Annotated in this window: 16 protein-coding genes; 8 read left to right on the forward strand and 8 right to left on the reverse strand. The window is 64.2% G+C overall.

Translation table 11 applies throughout. The features are described from left to right. The first annotated feature begins 45 nt into the window (after nucleotides 1-45). From ABLV49_RS14715 to ABLV49_RS14725, 3 genes are all read left to right on the forward strand, one after another. Complete coding sequence (locus ABLV49_RS14715) at nucleotides 46-1152, forward strand: S-(hydroxymethyl)glutathione dehydrogenase/class III alcohol dehydrogenase (RefSeq protein WP_349277529.1); 1107 nt, start codon at nucleotides 46-48, stop codon at nucleotides 1150-1152. 62 nt (nucleotides 1153-1214) lie between these two features. Beyond that, nucleotides 1215-2075 (forward strand): S-formylglutathione hydrolase, encoded by an 861-nt coding sequence (fghA, locus tag ABLV49_RS14720; protein ID WP_349277531.1) that lies wholly within the window; start codon nucleotides 1215-1217, stop codon nucleotides 2073-2075. A 36-nt stretch (nucleotides 2076-2111) separates the two neighbouring features. Further along, complete coding sequence (locus tag ABLV49_RS14725) at nucleotides 2112-3821, forward strand: phosphoethanolamine transferase (protein WP_415838244.1); 1710 nt, start codon at nucleotides 2112-2114, stop codon at nucleotides 3819-3821. A gap of 34 nt (nucleotides 3822-3855) precedes the next feature. Here the strand turns inward: ABLV49_RS14725 and ABLV49_RS14730 are convergent, their stop codons facing one another. After that, nucleotides 3856-4461 carry a hypothetical protein gene (locus ABLV49_RS14730; RefSeq protein ID WP_349277535.1) on the reverse strand — a complete coding sequence of 202 codons (606 nt, stop codon included), beginning with the start codon at nucleotides 4459-4461 and terminating at the stop codon, nucleotides 3856-3858. Nucleotides 4462-4586: 125 nt separating this feature from the next. Between ABLV49_RS14730 and ABLV49_RS14735 the strand changes: the two genes are divergently transcribed. Then, a complete protein-coding gene (locus tag ABLV49_RS14735; RefSeq protein ID WP_349277537.1) occupies nucleotides 4587-4934 on the forward strand; it encodes a DOPA 4,5-dioxygenase family protein in 348 nt (115 codons plus the stop codon). 91 nt (nucleotides 4935-5025) lie between these two features. Here ABLV49_RS14735 and ABLV49_RS14740 read toward each other — a convergent pair whose 3' ends face one another. From ABLV49_RS14740 to ABLV49_RS14770, 7 genes are all read right to left on the reverse strand, one after another. Continuing rightward, entirely contained in the window at nucleotides 5026-5982 is a 957-nt protein-coding gene (locus tag ABLV49_RS14740; RefSeq protein ID WP_349277539.1) for an NAD(P)H-dependent flavin oxidoreductase, read from the reverse strand. A 104-nt stretch (nucleotides 5983-6086) separates the two neighbouring features. Then, nucleotides 6087-7877 (reverse strand): acyl-CoA dehydrogenase, encoded by a 1791-nt coding sequence (locus tag ABLV49_RS14745; protein WP_349277541.1) that lies wholly within the window; start codon nucleotides 7875-7877, stop codon nucleotides 6087-6089. A 95-nt stretch (nucleotides 7878-7972) separates the two neighbouring features. Continuing rightward, a complete protein-coding gene (locus ABLV49_RS14750; protein WP_349277543.1) occupies nucleotides 7973-8905 on the reverse strand; it encodes an electron transfer flavoprotein subunit alpha/FixB family protein in 933 nt (310 codons plus the stop codon). A 30-nt stretch (nucleotides 8906-8935) separates the two neighbouring features. Continuing rightward, nucleotides 8936-9685, reverse strand: coding sequence for an electron transfer flavoprotein subunit beta/FixA family protein (locus tag ABLV49_RS14755; RefSeq protein ID WP_349277544.1), 750 nt, complete (start codon nucleotides 9683-9685; stop codon nucleotides 8936-8938). A gap of 193 nt (nucleotides 9686-9878) precedes the next feature. Next, complete coding sequence (locus ABLV49_RS14760; RefSeq protein ID WP_349277546.1) at nucleotides 9879-11261, reverse strand: mechanosensitive ion channel family protein; 1383 nt, start codon at nucleotides 11259-11261, stop codon at nucleotides 9879-9881. Continuing rightward, nucleotides 11240-12061, reverse strand: a complete 822-nt coding sequence (locus ABLV49_RS14765; protein ID WP_349277548.1) for an enoyl-CoA hydratase — start codon at nucleotides 12059-12061, stop codon at nucleotides 11240-11242. The genes ABLV49_RS14760 and ABLV49_RS14765 overlap by 22 nt, the downstream gene beginning before the upstream one ends. 10 nt (nucleotides 12062-12071) lie before the next feature. Beyond that, nucleotides 12072-13025 carry a histone deacetylase family protein gene (locus ABLV49_RS14770; protein WP_349277550.1) on the reverse strand — a complete coding sequence of 318 codons (954 nt, stop codon included), beginning with the start codon at nucleotides 13023-13025 and terminating at the stop codon, nucleotides 12072-12074. A gap of 41 nt (nucleotides 13026-13066) precedes the next feature. Here ABLV49_RS14770 and ABLV49_RS14775 point away from each other — a divergent pair, with 41 nt between their 5' ends. From ABLV49_RS14775 to mltB, 4 genes are read left to right on the forward strand one after another with little or no spacing between them, the layout of a single operon-like run. Further along, nucleotides 13067-13987: an AAA family ATPase gene (locus ABLV49_RS14775; RefSeq protein ID WP_349277551.1), complete on the forward strand. Its 921-nt coding sequence runs from the start codon at nucleotides 13067-13069 to the stop codon at nucleotides 13985-13987. Nucleotides 13988-14006: 19 nt separating this feature from the next. After that, entirely contained in the window at nucleotides 14007-15035 is a 1029-nt protein-coding gene (locus ABLV49_RS14780) for a DUF58 domain-containing protein (RefSeq protein WP_349277553.1), read from the forward strand. Beyond that, nucleotides 15029-17098: a DUF3488 and transglutaminase-like domain-containing protein gene (locus tag ABLV49_RS14785; protein ID WP_349277555.1), complete on the forward strand. Its 2070-nt coding sequence runs from the start codon at nucleotides 15029-15031 to the stop codon at nucleotides 17096-17098. Before ABLV49_RS14780 ends, ABLV49_RS14785 begins: the two co-directional genes overlap by 7 nt. A 32-nt stretch (nucleotides 17099-17130) precedes the next feature. Then, nucleotides 17131-18222, forward strand: a complete 1092-nt coding sequence (gene mltB, locus ABLV49_RS14790; RefSeq protein ID WP_349277557.1) for a lytic murein transglycosylase B — start codon at nucleotides 17131-17133, stop codon at nucleotides 18220-18222. Nucleotides 18223-18231: the final 9 nt, after the last annotated feature.

An 18231-nucleotide genomic window follows, 5' to 3' on the forward strand; every position in this document is an offset into this window, starting at 1 on the left:
AGTGCATCTCCTCATTGTTCATCCTGCGCGCAAGCCCCAAATCCCATGAAAACCAAAGCCGCCGTCGCCTGGAAATCAGACCAGCCCCTGACCATTGAAACCGTCGATCTTGAAGGCCCGAAGTTCGGCGAGGTGCTGGTCGAGATCAAGGCCACCGGCATCTGCCACACCGACTACTACACGCTGTCGGGCGCCGACCCGGAAGGCATTTTCCCGGCCATCCTCGGCCATGAAGGCGCGGGCATCGTCGTCGATGTCGGCCCCGGCGTGACGACGCTGCAAAAAGGCGACCATGTCATTCCGCTGTACACGCCCGAATGCCGCCAGTGCAAGTTCTGCCTGTCGCGCAAGACCAATCTGTGCCAGCTGATCCGAGGCACCCAGGGCAAGGGCCTGATGCCCGACGCCACCAGCCGCTTCAGCCTGGACGGCCAGCCGATCTTTCACTACATGGGCACCTCGACCTTCAGCAACTACACCGTCGCGCCCGAAATCTCGCTGGCCAAGATCCGCAAGGACGCGCCCTTCGACAAGGTCTGCTACATCGGCTGCGGCGTGACCACCGGCATCGGCGCGGTGCTCTTCACGGCCAAGGTCGAGGCCGGCGCGAATGTCGTCGTGTTCGGCCTGGGCGGCATTGGCCTGAACGTGATCCAGGGCGCGAAGATGGTCGGCGCCGACAAGATCATCGGCGTCGATCTGAACCCCGAGCGCGAGGCCATGGCGCGCAAGTTCGGCATGACGCATTTCATCAACCCGAAGAATGTCGAGAACGTGGTCGATGCGATTGTTCAGATCACCGACGGCGGCGCCGACTACAGCTTTGAATGCATCGGCAACACCCAGGTGATGCGCCAAGCGCTCGAATGCACGCACAAGGGCTGGGGCCGCTCAATCATCATCGGCGTGGCCGAAGCCGGCGCCGAAATTTCGACCCGGCCGTTCCAGCTGGTCACCGGCCGCAAGTGGGAAGGCTCGGCCTTCGGCGGCGCGCGCGGGCGCACCGACGTGCCCAAAATCGTCGATTGGTACATGGAAGGCAAGATCAACATCGACGACCTGATCACGCACACCATGCCGCTCGAAGACATCAACAAGGGTTTTGACTTGATGAAGCGCGGCGAATCCATTCGCGGCGTCGTGCTTTATTAACCAAATCGGCCTTCTGCGCTTGCTGGATTGGCGCAGGCAGCTATCAAATCAGTAGTATTCAAATGACCCCCAACCCCTTGACGCTGCTCGGTGAGCACGCCTGCTTTGGCGGCGCGCAGCGCTTTTACCAGCACGAGTCAACCGAAATCGGCTTGCCGATGAAATTCTCGGTGTTTTTGCCGCCGCAGGCGTCGGCAGGCCCGGTGCCTGCGCTCCTTTATCTGGCGGGCCTGACCTGCAACGAGGAAACCTTCACGGCCAAGGCCGGCGCCCAGCGCCTGGCCGCCGGGCTGGGCCTGGCCCTGATTGCGCCCGACACCAGCCCGCGCGGCGCGAAAGTGCCCGGTGAAGCCGACAGCTGGGATTTCGGCTTGGGCGCCGGGTTTTATCTGGACGCCACGCAGGCGCCGTGGTCGCAGCATTACCGCATGGAAAGCTGGCTGACAGCCGAACTGCTGCCGCTGTTGACGAATGCGTTGCCGCTGGACGCCGGACGCATCGGCATCTTTGGCCATTCGATGGGCGGCCACGGTGCCCTGAGCCTGGCGCTGCGGCACCCTGATCTTTTCAAGTCCGTCTCGGCCTTCGCGCCGATCTGCGCGCCCAGCCAGTGCCCGTGGGGCCGCAAGGCCTTCACCGGCTACCTGGGTGCCGACGAATCCGGCTGGCCGGAGCATGATGCCAGCGCCCTGATGCAGCGCAGCAAAAGCGCGCCCTACCCCGGCGGTATCCTGATCGACCAGGGCTTGGGCGACAAATTCCTGGCCGAGCAGCTGCATCCCGAACTGTTCGAGGCCGCCTGCGCCTCGGCCGGCCAGCCCCTGACGCTGCGCCGCCATGCGGGCTATGACCACGGCTACTACTTCATCGCCACTTTCATGGATGAGCACCTGAAGCACCACGCCCGCCAGTTGCTGCCTTAAGCGGGAACTAAGCCGGCACTTCTACAATGCCGCGCTATGCTGCTGCGCTCGACCCTTCCCGACCCATCCTCCGCCAAACCCGGCGCCCATTCATCCAGTGTGAATACCGGCATGCGCCCGCTCTGGGTGGTTGTGCTGGCCAGCTTCTGGATCGCCACGGTGTGCAACGTGGCGCTGTGGCGCACGCTGGCGCGCCTGCCTGACCTGAGCGGCGGCCAGGCCATCACCGTCAGCGTTGCCCTGGCGCTGGTGATCGGGCTGGCCACGGCGGGCTTGCTCAGCCTGCTGGCCTGGCGCTGGACGCTCAAGCCGGTGATCATGCTTTTTTGCGTGTCGGCGGCGTTTGGCGCCTACTTCATGCTGGCCTACGGCATCGTCATCGACAAGACCATGATGGTCAACACGCTGCAAACCGACCTGCGCGAGACGCGCGACCTGCTCAACTGGCGCTTGCTCGCCACGGTGCTGGTGCTGGCGGGGCTGCCCTGCGTGCTGCTGTGGCGCCAGCACATCCGGCTGCAAACGCCTACGCGGCAGGCCGTCTCCAACCTGGCAGCCCTGCTGGCCACCTGCGCCCTGCTGGTGCTGGTGGTGGTGCTGTTCTTTCAAAGCATCGCCTCGGTGATGCGCAACAACACGCAGCTGCGCTACCTGATCAATCCGCTCAATTCCTTCTACGCACTGGGCTCCATCGCCGCCAGGCCGTTCCAGCGCGACGAGTCCGCCATCCTGCCTTTGGGCACAGACGCCAAACTGGGCGCCAGCTACACGGCGCAGGCCAGGCCGCCGCTGCTGCTGCTGGTGCTGGGCGAGACCGGGCGCAGCGGCAACTTCGCGGTCAACGGCTACGGCCGCCCGACCACGCCCGGGCTGGCCAAGGAGAACATCGCCAGCCAGCGCAACGCCTGGTCGTGCGGCACCAGCACGGCGGCGTCGGTGCCATGCATGTTTTCAAACTTCGGACGGGCGAACTACGAATCGCGCCCGGCCAATTACGAAGGCCTGATGGATGTGCTGCAGCACGCTGGCCTGGCCGTTCTCTGGCTGGACAACCAGTCCGGCTGCAAGGGCGTCTGCGACCGCATTCCCAACATCGACACCAGCCAGCTCAAGGTGCCCGGCCTGTGCGAAGGCGACGAATGCTTCGATGAAGTCATGCTGCATGGCCTGGACGAGCGCATCGCCGCCTTGAGCGCCGAGCGCCGGGCCAAAGGCGTCGTGGTCGTGATGCACCAGATGGGCAGCCACGGCCCGGCGTATTTCAAGCGGTCACCGGCCGCGTTCAAGAAGTTTTTGCCCGAATGCACCGACAACGCGCTGCAAAGCTGCACACAGGAAGGGCTGGTCAATGCCTACGACAACAGCATTGTGTACACGGATCACGTCCTGGCCTCCGCCATTGGGTGGCTCAAGACGCAGGAAGCGCACAGCGCACCGGCCATGCTCTACTTGGCAGACCATGGCGAATCACTGGGTGAAAACAACATCTACCTGCACGGCATGCCGTACAGCGTGGCGCCCGACGTTCAAAAGCGCGTTCCCTGGATCACCTGGCTGTCGCCCGGATTCGAGCAGCGCAGCAAGATCGCCACAGCCTGCCTCAAGAAGGAACTCGACGCGCCCATCAGCCACGACAATTATTTCCATTCAGTCTTGGGCCTGATGAACGTACAGACCAGCGTTTACCAGCCTGCACTCGATATCTACGCCCACTGCCAGACGGGAGTGCCTCCAGGACAGCCCTGATTTTCCAGCGAACCTGGCCGTTGGCGAACCCGGATCAGCCCCCCGTCAGGCTGCAATAAGCCCTGCGCGTCTCGGGCGCCACGGACTCCACCAGTTGCTCATAGGAGGTTTTTTGCCGGGCCAGCATGCGCGCAGAGGCGACGGTCTTGGATTTGCAGAACCAGTGGCAGGTGTGCTGCAGCAAGAACAGCTCGGCCGACACGGTGAAGGCCTTGGCCTTGGGGCTGCGGTTGGCTTCATTGCGCACCGCACGGTTGATGCCTTGCGCATGGATGGCCAAAGCCTTGCGAAGGTCAAAGGTGGCGGCGGGAAACAGTTTGTCGGCATAGGGAATGGCCACCGGCAGTTTGCTGACCCGTGCATCGGCTTCATCGACTTTGGAAAACTCGACGGCAAAGCGACCGAGCTGGTCGCACAGCGCCGTTTCGGTGCTGGTCAGCAGGTTGAAAATCTGTTCGCGGCGCTGTCCATCGGCTTCACCCAGCGCGCGCATGTAGCCGTCCGTCAGCGTTTCCATCAGTTTTTCAATCTGGTATTTCCCGAGATGGCTGCCCAGCAAGGCAATGCGCCGGCTCTGGTACTTCGACTTGAACATGTGAGCGCCAATGGCGACAAACATCGCCAGCATAAAAATATCCATGGGTACGCGTTTTCCGGGAGGATTGAAGGAGGGAATCGAAGCCAAGAGTGTAGTCACCGCTCCAGGACAAAGGTCGGGGTATGCATAGAGCTTGTTTTCCCGGGATTGACCTGCACCTGTTGCCCATGACCCAGCGCCCTCAAAACCTCTACGACCACTACCATGCCCACGTTTATTTCGGACCCGCGACGCTGGCGCAGGCCAGAGCGCTGTGCGAGCAGGCGGGCCGGCTGCTTCCGGTCACGGTGGGCCGCGTGCATGAACGCGAGGTCGGGCCGCATCCGCGCTGGAGTTGCCAGCTGGCGTTCGACCGCGCCGGGTTTGACCAGGTGATTGCTTGGCTAGAGCAGCACCGGGGCGGCCTGGATGTGCTGGTGCATGGCCTGACCGGCGACGACTTGGCCGACCACACGCTCCACGCTTCGTGGCTGGGCCATGAAGCAGCCCTGAAGCTGGACATGTTCAGGCGTTGAAACTGCTATTGATTAGATAGCTGTCTATGAATGCCAGCCGTGCGCAAAAGGCCTTTTTGGCTTAAAAAAACCAGTAACTGGCCAGCCAGGCTTACTGCGCCAGCAGCCTCTGGCGCGCGGCTTCGTATTCAAGCCTGAGCTGGGCGACGAAGGCCGCCGTGCTTTGCACCTTGCTGACCGAGCCGATGCCCTGGCCGCAGCCCCAGATGTCTTTCCAGGCTTTGGACTTGTCGCCGCCGAAGTTCATCTTGCTCGCATCGCTTTCGGGCAGGTTGTCGGGGTCCATGCCGGCGGCGCGGATCGACGGCGCCAGGTAGTTGCCGTGCACGCCGGTGAACAGGTTGCTGTACACGATGTCGTCGGAATTGCCTTCGACAATCGCCTGCTTGTAGGCGTCCGAGGCCCGGGCCTCTTCGGTGGCGATGAAGGCCGAGCCGATGTAGGCGAAGTCGGCGCCCATGGCCTGCGCGGCCAGCACGCCGCCGCCGGTCGAGATGGCGCCCGACAGCGCCAGCGGGCCGTCAAACCACTGGCGGATTTCCTGGACCAGCGCGAACGGGCTTTTGACCCCGGCGTGTCCGCCCGCGCCGCAGGCCACCGCCACCAGGCCGTCGGCGCCCTTTTCAATCGCCTTGCGGGCAAACTTGTTGTTGATGATGTCGTGCAGCACGACGCCGCCCCAGCCGTGCACCGCCTGGTTCAGGTCTTCGCGCGCGCCCAGCGAGGTGATGACGATGGGCACCTTGAAGCGCGCGCACACCTCCAGGTCATGCTCCAGGCGGTCGTTGGACTTGTGCACGATCTGGTTGATGGCGAAGGGCGCGGCCGGCTGGTCAGGATGGGCCAGGTTGTAGGCGGCCAGCGTCTCGGTGATCTCGGCCAGCCAGTCTTCGAGCTGCGCGGCCGGGCGCGCATTGAGCGCCGGCATGGAGCCGACCACGCCGGCCTTGCACTGCTCGATGACGAGCCGGGGGTTGCTGATGATGAACAGCGGCGAGCCGATGATGGGCAAGGGCAAGTGGTTCAGGGCGCCGGGCAGTCTGGACATGGGGTCTCCGTTGTCATTGTCGATTTTTTTAAGCAAAAAGTGGCATTTGCGCACGGCTGTCATGCGCATCCAGCTATCAATTCAGAAGCAAAATCCCATCGCGATCAAAATGCTTCCAGCGCCAGCGCATTCACGCTGTCCGCGCCTTCGACGATGCTGTCACGCATGCCGGGCGCCTTGGTCAGCAGGTGGTCGGCGTAAAACCGGGCTGTGGTGATCTTGGCCTGCATGAAGGCCGTATCGACGCCCTGCGCCAGTTGCTCCTGGGCCACCAGCAGCGAACGCGCCAGCTGCCAGCCCGCCACCACATTGCCCGCCAGCATCAGGTAAGGCACGCTGCCAGCAAACACCGCATTCGGGCTGGTCCTGGTGTTGGCGGCGACAAACTCGACCACTTGGACAAAGGCCTGGCGCGCGGCCTTCAGGCGTTTGGCCACGGCCAGCGCGTCGGCGCTGCCCTGCGCCAGCAATTCGTTTTCGGTCGCTTCGATCTGCGCGGCGATGCCTTTGGCCGTTTGACCGCCGTCGCGCGCGGTCTTGCGGCCGATCAGGTCGTTGGCCTGGATGGCGGTCGTGCCTTCGTAAATCGTCAAGATCCGGGCGTCGCGGAAATACTGCGCCGCGCCGGTTTCCTCGATGAAACCCATGCCGCCATGCACCTGCACGCCCAGCGAGGTGACTTCCTGGCTCATCTCGGTGCTGTAGCCCTTGACCAGTGGCACCATGAATTCATAAAAAGCCAGGCTCTGTTTTCGCACCTCGGCATCAGGGTGGTGATGCGTCGCGTCGTAGGCGGCGGCAGCCACCGAGGCCATCGCGCGGCAGCCTTCGGTGTAGGCGCGCATGGTCATCAGCATGCGCCTGACATCGGGGTGGTGAATGATGGACGCGCTGGCCTTGATCGAGCCATCGACCGGGCGGCTCTGCACGCGGTCTTTGGCAAAGCCCACGGCTTTCTGGTAAGCGCGCTCGGCAATCGCAATGCCCTGCACGCCGACGGCGTAGCGCGCCGAGTTCATCATGATGAACATGTATTCGAGGCCGCGATTTTCTTCGCCGACGAGGTAGCCGGCCGCGCCACCGTGGTCGCCAAACTGCAGCACGGCCGTGGGCGAAGCCTTGATGCCCAGCTTGTGCTCGATGCTCACGCAATGCACATCGTTGCGCTCGCCCAGCGTGCCGTCGGCATTGACCAGGAACTTGGGAACGACAAACAGGCTGATGCCCTTGACACCTTCAGGTGCGCCGCTCGCTCGGGCCAGCACCAGGTGGACGATGTTCTCGGCCATGTCGTGCTCGCCGTAGGTGATGAAAATCTTGGTGCCGAAAACCTTGTAGCTGCCGTCAGCCTGCGGTTCGGCGCGGCTGCGCACGGCGGCCAGGTCGCTTCCGGCCTGCGGCTCGGTCAGGTTCATGGTGCCGGTCCACTGGCCGCTGATCATTTTTTCCAGATAGACCGCATTGAGCGCCTCCGAGCCGGCCGTCAGCAGCGCTTCGATGGCGCCGTCGGTCAGCATCGGACACAAGGCAAAGCTCATGTTGGCCGAATTGGCCATTTCACCGCAGGCCGCGCCAATCGTCTTGGGCAGGCCCTGGCCGCCGAAATCAGCGGGATGCTGCAGGCCCTGCCAGCCGCCTTCGACGTACTGCCTGAAGGCTTCCTTGAAACCGGGCGTCGTGGTGACCACGCCGGACTGAAAGCTCGACGGGTTCTTGTCGCCTTCCCAGTTCAGCGGCGACAGCACGCCCTCGCTGAACTTGGCGCATTCTTCGAGCACCGCTTCGGCGGTGTCAAAACCGGCGTCTTCAAAGCCGGGGATTTGCGCGATCTGGTCGATGCCCGCCAGGTGCTTGATGTCAAACAGCATGTCCTTGAGGGGTGCCTTGTAGCTCATTTTGTCTCTCCAGTCAGGTCAACAGTTGCCCGGCAACCCAGGCAGTACAGATAAAAAAAGGGCGTCCATCACGACGCCCTTCTTGTTTTTTTGCCTTACAGCGCGGCAATCAATTCCGGCACGGCGGTGAACAAATCAGCCTCAAGCCCGTAATCAGCGACGCTGAAGATCGGCGCTTCGCCGTCCTTGTTGATCGCCACGATGACCTTGGAGTCCTTCATGCCGGCCAGATGCTGGATGGCGCCCGAGATGCCGATGGCCACGTACAGCTGCGGCGCAACTATCTTGCCGGTCTGGCCGACCTGCCAGTCGTTCGGGGCGTAGCCCGCATCGACGGCCGCGCGGCTCGCACCGAGTGCTGCGCCGAGCTTGTCGGCCAGCGGCTCGAGCACTTGATGGAACTTCTCGGAGGAGCCCAGCGCCCGGCCGCCCGAGACGATGATCTTGGCCGCCGTCAGTTCGGGCCGGTCGCTCTTGGCGATTTCGCTGCCCACAAAGCTGGACTTGCCGCTGTCGGCCACGCCGCTGACGACATCAATGGCGGCGCTGCCGCCCGTGCTGGCCGCTGCATCAAAGCCGGTCGTGCGCACGGTGATGACCTTGACCGCGTCCAGGCTCTGAACGATGGCAATCGCGTTGCCCGCGTAGATTGGGCGCTCGAAGGTGTCCGCCGCATCGACTTTCGTGATGTCGGAGATCTGCGCCACGTCGAGCAGGGCCGCGACGCGCGGGGCGATGTTCTTGCCCGACGCCGTGGCCGGGAACAGGATGTGGCTGTAGGCGCTGGCAATGGAAATCACCTGGGCGGCCATGTTTTCCGCCAGGCCGTGGGCGAAATGATCGCCGTCCACATGAATGACTTTGGTGACGCCGGAAATCTGGCTGGCGGCTTGCGCTGCGGCGGCGGCATCCTTGCCGGCCACCAGCACATGCACCTCGCCGCCGCACTGGGCAGCGGCGGTTACGGTGTTCAGGGTGGCGGGGCGGATGCTGGCGTTGTCGTGTTCTGCGATGACTAAAGAGGTCATAGTTTTAGGCTCCGTTGTTCTGGTTCTGAGTTAGATGACTTTGGCTTCGTTGCGCAGCTTGTCCACCAGCGCGGCCACATCAAGCACCTTGATGCCGGCGCTGCGCTTGGGCGGCTCGCTGACTTTGAGCGTCTTGATGCGCGGCTTGACATCGACGCCGAGCGTCTCGGGCTTGAGATTTTCCAGCGGCTTTTTCTTGGCCTTCATGATGTTGGGCAGCGTGACGTAGCGCGGCTCATTGAGGCGCAGGTCGGTCGTGATGATGGCCGGCAGCGTGAGCGAGAGCGTCTCCAGCCCGCCATCGACCTCGCGCGTGACCTTGGCGACGCCGTCAGCCACTTCGACCTTGGAGGCAAACGTCGCCTGACCCCAGCCCAGCAGCGCGGCGAGCATCTGGCCGGTCTGGTTGCAGTCGTCATCAATCGCCTGCTTGCCCAGGATGACGAGTTGCGGCTGTTCTTTATCGACCAGGGCTTTCAAGAGCTTGGCCACGGCCAGCGGCTGCAATTCTTCTGAAGTCTCGACCAGGATGGCGCGGTCCGCGCCAATGGCCATGGCCGTGCGCAGGGTTTCCTGGCACTGCAGCACGCCGCAGGAGACGGCGATGACCTCGGTCACCACGCCTTTTTCCTTCAGCCGCACGGCTTCCTCGATGGCGATCTCGTCGAACGGATTCATGCTCATCTTGACATTGGCGATATCGACGCCGCTGCCGTCGGATTTGACGCGGACTTTGACGTTGTAATCGACTACACGCTTGACAGGGACCAAGACCTTCATGACGGGGCTCCAAAGTTTATTAATTAATTGACGTTGACGTAAACGTAAGCCATGCATTCTATGCCGGGGCACTCGTGATGCCGTGATGCCAGTCCGCGCAAAAAGCGTAATATCTTGCGGCAGGAATAAAAAAGAACGGTCGTTCTATTTATTATAAACGGCTGTTTTGGCTTGATTGCAGCATTTTTGCTCACTACTTTTCTGTGGGCGCCAGCGTGACCGGCCCGGGGGTGGCGGTCCGCGCTGGCGCATCAGGATTGTCCTCTGCAGCCGGACCGGCGCGGGTGTGGATGACCCGCTGCGGATACGGAATATCGATGTGGTGCTCGCGCAATGATTTCAGGATCGCCAGGTTGATCTGCGAGCGCACATTCTGCTGGCCGTTTTCAGGGTCGCAAATCCAGTAATTGAGCGTGAATTCCAGCCCGTCCGCGCCAAAGCTGGTCAGGTTGGCACCCGGCTTCGGGTCGGCCAGCACGCGCTCGCGGCCCGCAGCCGCTTCGGTGAGCAAGCGCATCACCAGTTCCTCGTCGCTGTCATAGCCCACCGACACCACGGTGGACTGCAGCACCCGCGTATCGGTGAGCGACAGGTTTTCAATGCGGTTGATGATGAACATTTCGTTCGGCACGATGGATTCGCGCCCGGACGGCGCGCGCACCACGGTGTACCTGGCCTTGATGTCGGTGATGCGGCCTTCAAAGGTATCGACGCGTATGTTGTCGCCGATGCGCACGCTGCGTTCGGCCAGCATGACAAAACCGCTCACATAGTTGGAGGCCAGCTTTTGCAGGCCAAAACCCACGCCCACGCCAATCGCGCCGCCCAGCACCGACAGCGCCGTCAGGTCGATGCCCACGGACGACAGCGCCAGCAGCAAGCCCACGAACATCAGCCCGGCCCGGCTGGCATTGCTCACGGCCTTGCGCAGGGACAGCTCGCTGCCGGTGGCCGCGCGCAGCAGCCGGCTTTCAATCGCCGCCGAGATCCACAAGGTGATCAGGAGCACGACGCCGGCCGTCAGCGCGCCCTGCAGCAGGGCGCGCACCGACAGCATCGAGCCGCCGACCTTCCACTTGATGCTGTCCAGCTCATCGAGGATGATGGGCAGCAGGCCGCTGATCCAGAGCACCATGAGCGCCCAGGCCAGCCAGGAAACAGTCCGCTCCAGCGCACGCACCACCGGCGCGTCCTTGAAGGCCACCTGCAGCACCTTGACGCTCAGGCGAATCGCGGCCAGCGCCAGCAGCACCGGAATGGCCACCTTGAACAGCGCCAGCGGAAACAGCCGCGCCAGCAGCGTCTGCATGACGTAGGCCAGCGACAGCAGCAGCAGCGGAAACAGCACGCCATCGACAAGGCGCCGGCCAAAAAGAATCGACGCGTCGTTTTTCAGATGCTGCGTGCGACTCAGCACCCGCGCCAGCAGCCAGGCCAGCAGCACGCAGGCCAGCAGCGCGGCCAGTTCGGTCAATGCGCTGGGCTGGGTCAGTGCCGTCAGCCAGCCGTCCAGGCCCTCCAGCCGAGGTGCGGAAGCCGCCGAAGCAGCAGGATTCACGGCGTCGGCACTGGCCATTGCGGCTTCCTTTTTTCGATGAAGGCCTGCACGCCTTCTTGCGCCACGGGGTGCATCATGTTGCAGGCCATGGTCTGGCCGGCCAGCTGGTAGGCGGCTTCGACGCCGGTTTCACGCTGCTTGTAGAACAGCGCCTTGCCCATGGCGACGGCCTCGCGGGGCTTCGACAATATCGCCTGGACCAGCTTTTCAACCTCGGCGTCGAGCGCTTCGAGCGGCACGACGCGGTTGACCAGGCCCCGGGCGCGCGCCTCGTCGGCGGTGATGAACTCGCCGGTCAGCAGCATTTCCATGGCTTGTTTGGCCGGCATGTTGCGCACCAGCGGCACGCTGGGCGTGGCGCAGAACAGGCCGACATCAATGCCGTTGACGCCAAAGCTGACCTGGCTGGCGGCCACCGCCAGGTCGCTTTGCGCCACCAGCTGGCAGCCGGCAGCGGTCGCCAGCCCCTGCACCCTGGCAATCACCGGCACCGGCAGGTTCTGGATGCTGAGCATCATGCGGGTGCATTGGGCAAACAGCTTCTGGTAGTAGGCCAGCTCGGGCTGGGCGCGCATTTCCTTGAGGTTGTGGCCGGCGCAAAACGCCTTGCCTTGCGCCGACAGCACCACGATGCGGGCTGATTCGTCCAGCGCAATCGCATCAAGCGCGGTTTGCAGCGCGGCCAGCATTTCCTCGCTCAGGGCGTTGAAGGTGGCTGGCCGGTTGAGCACCAGGCGGTGAACGCCGCGCTCGTCACGGGTATGCAGCACCGGCGGCGAAACGTCGGCCAAAGAGTCGGCCAAAGAAATAACACTCATGAACAAATTCCTATAAATCAGCCAGCACGCGGATATGCGCCTCGACGCTGCGCCCCAGCGCGCCGAGGTTGTAGCCGCCTTCAAGCGCGGACACGATCCGGCCTTTGGCGTGGCGTTTGGCAACACTTTTGATGCGCTCGGTGATCCAGGCGTAGTCCTGCTCGTTCAGGTTCATCTGGCCCAGGTCATCGTCGCGGTGGGCGTCAAACCCCGCGCTGATGAAGATCATCTCGGGCTTGAATGCTTCCAGCCGGGGCATCCACAGCATGTCGATCAGCTCGCGCACCTCCATGCCCTTGGTATAGGCCGGTACCGGCAGGTTCACCATGTTGGGGGCCTGCGTGTCGGCGCCGCTGAAAGGATACATCGGGTGCTGGAAAAAGCTGACCATCAGGATACGGTCATCGCCCCGGACGATGTCCTCGGTGCCGTTGCCGTGGTGCACGTCAAAGTCAACAATCGCCACGCGCTTCAGGCCGTGACGCTCCAGCGCGTACTTGGCGGCGATGGCGATGTTATTGAAAAAGCAAAAACCCATGGCCTTGTTGCGCTCGGCATGGTGGCCCGGCGGGCGCACCGCGCAAAAGGCGTTGTCCATCTCGCCGGCCATCACGGCGTCGGTGGCCGCAATCACCGCGCCTGCCGCGCGCAAGGCGGCGTTCCAGGTGTGGACGTTCAATGCCGTGTCGGGGTCAATCTGGACGTAGGCCGGACCGCCGGCTCGGATGTCATCGGCCAGCTGGTCGCTCAGGCCGCGAATCGCCGCCACCAGCATGCGGTCGTGCGCCAGTTCGATGTCGCCAATGGCGGCCAGCGGAGCCTCCTGCAGGTCCAGCGCATCCTTCACGCCGGACGCCAGCAGCCGGTCTTCAATCGCATCCAGCCGCTCGGGACACTCGGGATGTCCCGGACCCATTTCATGCTTCCAGCAGTCCGTGTGGGTGAAATAACCCGTTTTGTTCATAACAAGTAAATCATGTTAAAAATTACGTTATGGTTCAAGTCATGCATGTCAAAGAAAAACTTCAAGCGCTTCTTAATCAGCTTAACACGGTGATTGTGGGCAAGTCCGCGCAGGTCAGCGACTGCGTGGCCTGCCTGCTGGCGGGCGGCCACCTCTTGATCGAAGATGTTCCGGGCGTCGGCAAGACCACGCTGGCGCATGCGCTGTCGCGCTCGTTCGGGCTGCAGTTTTCACGCGTGCAGTTCACCGCCGACCTGATGCCGAGTGATTTGTCGGGCGTGTCGATTTACGAGCGCCAGAAGGAAAGCTTTGTGTTTCACCCCGGGCCGATGTTTGCCCAGGTGCTGCTGGCCGACGAGATCAACCGCGCCAGCCCCAAGACCCAGAGCGCGCTGCTGGAGGCCATGGAAGAAAAGCAGGTGACGATTGAAGGCCAGACGCGCCCGCTGCCGCTACCGTTCTTCGTCATCGCCACGCAAAACCCGCACGACCAGCTCGGCACCTACGCCCTGCCCGAGTCGCAGCTCGACCGCTTCCACATGCGGATTTCGCTCGGCTACCCCGACCGGGCCGCCGAACGCGAACTCCTCAGGGGCGCCGACCGGCGCGAAATGCTCGATGCCCTGCCGGCCAGGCTGGCGCCGCACGAATTGCTGGAACTGCAGCAATTGGTGCAGCAGGTGCATGCCGCCGAGCCGCTGCTGAACTACCTGCAGGATCTGCTGGCCGCCACGCGTTCGGGACGCTGGTTTTTGCAGGGCCTGAGCCCGCGCGCCGGCATCGCCATCATGCGGGCGGCCAAGGCGCAGGCTTTTTTGAGCGGACGGGACTATGTCGCGCCCGACGACATTGCCGCCATCCTGCCGCAAACCGCCGCGCACCGGCTGATTCCGGTCAGCGACGCGGGCCGGGGCGCGGTCGGGCAGGTGCGCGCCATGCTGGACGCCGTACCGCTGCCCTGAGCCGCAAGCCTGCTTTTTCATGGCCGCGTTCGCCTTCCTCCCCAACCCAATGTCGCTTGCCAGGGCACGCTTTCAACGCTGGTTTGAAGCGCGCCTGCCATTGAGCGACAGCGTCCTGCTCACCCAGCGCACCGTCTATATTTTGCCGACGCGCCCCGGCCTGATGCTGTTCCTGACGCTGCTGGTGCTGCTGGTCGCGTCGATCAATTACCAGCTCAACCTGGGCTATTTGCTGACTTTCCTGCTGGCCGGCACCACGCTGGTCGGCATGCATGTCTGCCACGGCACGCTGCGCGGACTTGCCATGAATTTGATAGCACCTCATGCCCACTACGCGGGCGCAACCACTGCTTTTGATATCAAACTCACGAATGCGCGGCGCTCCGTGCGCCACGGCATCGGCCTGAGCGTGCTCAATCCGCAGGATGTCGATGCCCAACAAGGCGCCGCGCGGCACTGGGCCTGGACCGACGTGCCCGCCCAAGGCAGCAGCCTGGTGCAGGTGGCCTTCACGCCCGCCCGGCGCGGCCTGCACCGCCTGCCCACGCTGACGGCCGAAACGCGTTTTCCGCTGGGCACCTTCCGCGTCTGGACGGTCTGGCGGCCCGCCGCGCAGGTCATGGTCTATCCGGCGCCCGAGCTTCGTGCGCCGCCGCTGCCGCCCGGCGAGCCGCGCGCCCAGGGCGCGGGCAGCGCCGCCCGTGCGCAAAGCAGCGGCGAATTCGACGGCGTGCGGGCCTATCGGCGCGGCGATCCGCTGAAAAACGTGCTCTGGAAAAAAGCCGCCAAGGCCGGTGAACACAGCGGTGAAAGCGGCGGTCTGGTGGTGCGCGACACCCAGCAGGCCCAGCGCCATGAACTCTGGCTCGATGTCCGGCAGGCCGGCCCGCTGGACCTGGAGCGCAAACTCTCGCGCCTGTGCGCCTGGGTGCTGCAGGCCGACCGGCTCGGACTCGACTACGGCCTGCGCCTGAGCGCGCTGGAGATCAAACCGGCCAGCGGCGAAGCCCACAAGCGCCGTTGCCTGGAAGCGCTGGCAACATGCTGAATCCAGCCGCAGCCCCATCGATAAAACTGCCGACCCTGACGACGCTGCGGACGCTGCCGCGAGAAGGCCGCGACACGCTGTTCCTGCTGGCCGTGATTGCCTGGCTGCTGCTGCCGCAGGCCGGCCGTTTGCCGCTGTGGTGCAGCCTGGGCGCGGGCGCGGTGCTGCTGTGGCGCGGCTGGCTGGCGCTGAACGCCCGCGCCCTGCCCCGCAAGGCATGGCTGCTGCTGCTGCTGGCGCTGACCCTGGGCGCCACCTATGTCTCGCACGGCACCTTGCTCGGGCGCGACGCCGGCGTGACGCTGCTGGTGGTGCTGCTCACGCTCAAGACGCTGGAGCTGCGCGCCCGGCGCGATGCGTTCGTAATTTTCTTCCTCGGCTTTTTCTGCATGCTGAGCAATTTTTTCTATTCGCAGTCGCTGCTGACGGCCTTCAGCATGGTGCTCGGGCTGCTGGGTCTGCTGACCGCGCTGGTCAATGCCCACATGCCGGTCGGCAAGCCGCCGCTGGCGCAGGCCGCCCGAACCGCCGGCGGGATGGCGCTGCTAGGCGCGCCCATCATGCTGGTGCTGTTCATGCTGTTTCCGCGAATGGCGCCGCTGTGGGGCGTGCCCAGCGATGCCATGACCGGCCGCAGCGGCCTGAGCGCGCGCATGGAAGTCGGCACGATGGCCACGCTGGCGCTGGACGACAGCGTGGCCATGCGCATCCGCTTCGAGGGCGAACCCCCGCCGCAGCGCGAGATGTATTTTCGCGGCCCGGTGCTCTCCAGCTTTGACGGGCGGCAGTGGTTGCCCTCGCGCGACAACCTGCAGCCCCAGCATGCGCTGCCGGCCAATCTGCAGGTGAGCGGCGAGCCGGTGCATTACGAAGTCACGCTGGAGCCGACCCAGCGGCCCTGGCTTTTGGTGATGGAAGCGGCGTTGCAGCGCCCCGAGGTGCCCGGTTACCGCAACTTCATGGAAGACGATTTGCAGTGGCTGACCAGCCGGCCCATCACCGAGCTGGTCCGCTACAAGGTCAGCAGCTACCCGGCCTTCACCCACGGACCCGCGCAGCCCATGCGCGGGCTGCAGGAATATGTCGATTTGCCGCCGGGCTTCAACCCGCGCACGCTGGCACTGGCCGCCGAGATACGGCGCGACCCGCGTTATGCCCGGGCCAATACGGCGGCATTGGTGCAGGTCGCGCTGGAGCGGCTGCGCCTAGGGGGCTACAGCTACACGCTGGAGCCCGGCGTGTATGGCCGCGACACCGCCGACGAATTCTGGTTTGACCGCAAGGAAGGCTTTTGCGAGCACATCGCGTCCAGTTTTGTCATTTTGATGCGCGCGCTCGACATTCCGGCGCGCATCGTCACCGGCTACCAGGGCGGCGAGCGCAACGGCGTTGACGGCTTCTGGGTCGTGCGGCAAAGCGATGCCCACGCCTGGGCCGAAGTCTGGCAGGCCGGGCGCGGCTGGGTGCGGGTCGATCCGACCTCGGCCGTGGCGCCGGGACGCACCGGCGCCTTCCAGCGGCTGGCCGCTCCCCGGGGCACCGTCGCGCAGGCCTTCGGCAATTTCAGCCCGACCCTGTCGGCGCAGTTTCGCGCCACCTGGGAAGCCATCAACAACGGCTGGAATCAGTGGGTTCTCAATTACACCCAGGGCAAGCAGCTCAGTTTGCTCAAGAACATCGGCTTTGAAACCCCGGACTGGCTAGACCTGACCCGCCTGCTGATAGGCGCGCTGGTGCTGGCCAGCATTGCGGGCGGCGGCTGGGCATGGTGGGACCGCAGCCAGCACGACCCGTGGCTGCGCCTGCTCGGCCGGGCACGCAAGCGGCTGGCGCTGGCCGGCATAGAAAGCACGCCCGCCACCTCGCCGCGCCAGCTGGCCCGGCAGGTGCTGCAGCAATACGGCAACCAGGGGCAAGCCCTGCACGACTGGCTGGTGCAGCTGGAGGTGCAGCGCTATGCCCCGACGGCCCAAACCGCCAGGACATCCACCCCGCTGAAAAGCCATGTCCGCCAGCTGGACCAGCTCAGGCAGCAATTCAGCCGACTGCGCTGGCCTGCTTAAAATCCGCTTTTCAGCCCACCCACCTTCCGCGCATGACACTTCACACCCCTTCCTTTGGCTTCAAGCTTGCTCTGTTTTTAATAGCTATCAGTGCAGGAGCAGCAAGCGCAAAGGATGTAAAACCCTTGAAAGTCAAGGTTTCCGCCAGAGCCGGGCAGGCGCAGGGGCCGCTGTATGCCACCCGCGCCGACGCCATGCAGTTTGCCGACGACCTGGCCAGCCGCCGCAGCCTTGACCCCGAGTGGGTGCGCCAGGCCATCGGCCAGTCGCGCTTCAACCCCACGGTGGCGCGGCTGATGCAGCCGCCCGCGCGGGCCTTCGTCAAGAACTGGCGCGTCTATCGCAGCCGCTTCATCGACCCGGTCCGCATCCAGGCCGGCGTGAACTTCTGGCAGGCCAACCGCAGCACGCTGGCACGCGCTGAAAAGGAATACGGCGTTCCCCCCGAGATCATCGTCGGCATCATCGGCGTCGAAACCATCTACGGCCGCGACACCGGCAGCTTTCGCGTGATGGATTCGCTGGCCACGCTGGCCTTCGACTTTCCGTCCAGCCACCCGCGCGCCCAGGAACGCAGCGACTACTTCAAGGGCGAGATCGAGCAGTTCCTGACCATGGAAAGCCGAAGGAATGCCGACCCGTTCGAGCCACGCGGCAGCTACGCCGGCGCCATGGGCATGCCGCAGTTCATGCCGTCGAGCTGGGCCAAGCACGCCGTGGACTTCGACGGCGACGGCAGCATTGATTTGTGGAACAGCCCGGCCGACGTGATCGGCTCGGTCGCCAGCTATTTCAAGGCCTACGGCTGGCAAAGCGGCATGCCGACGCACTACCCGGTGCGCTTCGACGCCAGCCGCCTCGACATGGACGCGCTGATGGCGCCCGACATCTTGCCGACCTTCGGCGTCGCCAGCTTCACCGCCAAGGGCGCGGTGCTCGAAGGCCCGGCCTTGGAGCACAAGGGTCCGCTGGCGCTGGTCGAGCTGCTCAACGGCCCGGATGCGCCCAGCTACGTGGCGGGAACCGAGAACTTCTACGTCATCACGCGTTACAACTGGAGCAGTTATTACGCAATGTCGGTGATCGAGCTGGGGCGGGAAGTGGCGGCGCGGCTCGCGCCATAGCAGCCAGGC

The sequence above is a fragment of the Polaromonas hydrogenivorans genome (assembly GCF_040105105.1).
GTDB lineage: Bacteria > Pseudomonadota > Gammaproteobacteria > Burkholderiales > Burkholderiaceae_C > Polaromonas > Polaromonas hydrogenivorans.